The sequence below is a fragment of the Mycobacterium sp. TH-M82 genome (assembly GCF_057473605.1).
This window is the reverse complement of sequence record NZ_JBYCKY010000872.1, coordinates 1-2623: the sequence shown is the minus strand read 5'-3', so window position 1 is coordinate 2623 and position 2623 is coordinate 1. Positions and strand designations below refer to the sequence as shown.

Here is a 2623-nt window from a genome sequence, read left to right as displayed (position 1 = left end):
TGTAGTGCATGTGGAAGCGTGGGTGGTTGTCCAGCCAGGTCGCCACGGTGGGTGCCTTGTGGGTGCCGTAGTTGTCGGCGACCAGGTGCACGTCGAGCTCGGCGGGGACCTGGGTGTCGATCTTGGCGAGGAACTTGCGGAACTCGATCGCGCGGTGACGCCGGTGCAAAGACGTGATGACCGTGCCGTCGCTGATGTCGAAGGCGGCGAACAGGCTGGTGGTGCCGTGCCGGACGTAGTCGTGGGTGCGTCTCTCGGCCATGCCGGGCATCGTCGGGAATGCCGGCTGGCTGCGCGCCAGCGCCTGGATCTGGGACTTCTCGTCCACGCTGAGCACCACCGCGGCCTCGGGCGGGTCCAGGTAGAGCCCGACGATGTCATAGACCTTGTTCACAAACAGCGGGTCGTTGGACAGCTGGAACGTCTCGCTGCGATGGGGTTGCAGCTCGAAGGCTTTCCAGATCCGCCCGATCGTGGACTTGCTCAATCCGCAGCGCTGGGCCATCGATGCCCGCGACCAGTGTGTGGCGTCGGCGGGGGTCGATTCCAGGGTGGCCACCACCACGTCTTCGAGCTGCCCGGCGGTGATCGAGGCGGGCCGCCCGGGCCGCGGGTCGTCGACCAGCCCGTCAAGGCGCGATTCGACCAACCGGGCCCGCCACTTTCCCACCGTGGGCTCCGACACCCGTTCTCGCGCTGCCACGTGCTTGTTCGACAGACCCTGGGCACAGCCGAGCACGATCCGCGCCCGCAGCGCCAACGCCTGCGCCGATTTCCGCCGCCGCGTCCACCGCGTCAGCGTCGTGTGCTCCTCGTCAGTCAACACCAGCTCGGCCTTCGGTCTCCCGCGCGATACCATAGGTCAATCATCGCATCCACCAACATGTCTCGCTGTGCGGCGACGCCAGCAACCAGCGGTTACAACTACATAACGAATTAACGGCGCAGCACACTAGCGGCGGCTCCGGCGACGGTATCGGTGAGCGGGGCGCCGCAGGACACGATCCTATTGGGGTCGTTGGCGCCCAGCGTCAGTCCGACCGTCCGATCGATCTGGGTGGTGACGTTGTCGTCCACGGCGATCTCGCAATGGACGGTCGCCGCATAAGGCCACGGGACCGACACTTGCATTCCAGCTGTATCGGGATGAAGCAGCACGGTGTGCGCCTCGAACACCTGACCCGGCAGTGAACTCAACGGCGCGGTGTTGAGCTCGTTGTCGTTGAGCCGGAAGGTGGCCTGGCTGCCGGGTGCCACGCCGTCGACCCTCGCCAGATAGGTGACGTTGTGCAGTTCGTCTTGGGCCAGTGCCAGCGTCGGGGCCAGCGTCGAGGCCGCAATCAACTGACCACCCCCGATCAGTGCCGCCGTCGTCACCGCGCCGATGCTCATTCTGCTGGTCGGGTTCATCGCTGCTGAGGTTACCGCCCGCGCCAGACGAGGTCCATCTCGTTGCCTGACAGCCACCGGTGCAGGTCATAGCCATGCCGGGACAGGCCGTCGACGGCGGCGACGGCGTGGGTCACCGCGCGTTCGGCGTCGTCCGCGGGAAGCAGACCGTGCCGTATGGCGGCCATCAACTCGTCGATATCGGTGAGTTCGACGCCGACGCCGCTGTGAACGACCAGGTCGAGGTAATGGTCCTGGGAATACCACACGGTCGGCCCCGGCGTGTACACACCGACATCGAGGTAGAAGTCCTGGTCACGTTCGTAGCCGGGATTGAAGTGGAAGATGTTCGCCCGCAGCCCGAGTGCGGGCAGCAGCCACGACTCGAGGTAGTCGAATTGGGCCCGGCCGGGCGTCGGCCGGGCCATGTAGAGTCCCCACGGCCGCACCGCGAACTCGTCCACCGCCCGGACGACCCCTTTGGGGTCGCTGTTGGTGCCCGCGACCAGGTCGAAGACCTCCTGCTTGGGCGGATGCACCGCGGCAACGTCTGCGACGCTGGTGTTGACCCTGGTGTTGACCCTGGTGTTATGACGATTCCGTCGCCGCGCACCCTTGCTCACCGGCGTCTGCCCGGACACTCCGTCATTGTGCATGAGCTCCCGCTGGAGTGTCGGGGCGAAGCCCTACCCTGACTGGGTGGCCTTCGCAACCGAACACCCCGTCGTCGCGCACTCGGCGTACCGCCCGGCGGCAGATGCCGTGGAGGGGCTGGTGCGCACCGGCCGCCGCTTCGAGGTGGTCAGCCAGTACCGGCCCGCCGGTGACCAGCCCACCGCCATCGCGGAGCTGGAACGCCGGATAGACGCGGGGGAGCGCGACGTGGTGCTGCTCGGTGCCACCGGCACCGGCAAGTCGGCCACCGCGGCCTGGCTGATCGAGCGGCTGCAACGGCCCACCCTGGTGATGGAGCCCAACAAAACGCTCGCCGCTCAGATCGCCAACGAGCTGCGGCAGATGTTGCCGCACAACGCGGTTGAATACTTCGTCTCCTACTACGACTACTACCAGCCGGAGGCGTACATCGCCCAAACCGACACCTACATCGAAAAGGACAGCTCGATCAACGACGACGTTGAGCGGCTGCGGCACTCGGCGACGTCGAGCCTGCTGTCCCGGCGTGACGTGGTGGTGGTGGCGTCGGTGTCCTGCATCTACGGCCTGGGCACACCGC

At 66.6% G+C, this 2623-nt stretch carries 4 protein-coding genes; 1 reads left to right on the top strand and 3 read right to left on the bottom strand.

Features of this window, described 5'->3' with window-relative positions; genetic code table 11:
• From AC2VON_RS25340 to AC2VON_RS25330, 3 genes are all read right to left on the bottom strand, one after another.
• The coding region (locus tag AC2VON_RS25340) for an IS630 family transposase (protein WP_486955279.1) at positions 1-826 on the bottom strand (826 nt) is incomplete at its 3' end.
• A gap of 110 nt (positions 827-936) precedes the next feature.
• On the bottom strand, positions 937-1410 hold the full coding sequence (locus tag AC2VON_RS25335; RefSeq protein ID WP_486955278.1) for a hypothetical protein: 474 nt from the start codon (positions 1408-1410) through the stop codon (positions 937-939).
• Between the two features lie 11 nt (positions 1411-1421).
• A complete protein-coding gene (locus AC2VON_RS25330) occupies positions 1422-1928 on the bottom strand; it encodes a ribonuclease FAU-1 family protein (protein WP_486955280.1) in 507 nt (168 codons plus the stop codon).
• A 160-nt stretch (positions 1929-2088) separates the two neighbouring features.
• On the opposite strand from AC2VON_RS25330, the gene AC2VON_RS25325 reads away from it, so the two are divergent.
• Positions 2089-2623, top strand: a 535-nt coding sequence (locus AC2VON_RS25325; protein WP_486955277.1) for a DEAD/DEAH box helicase family protein, incomplete at its 3' end; no start/stop codon positions are given.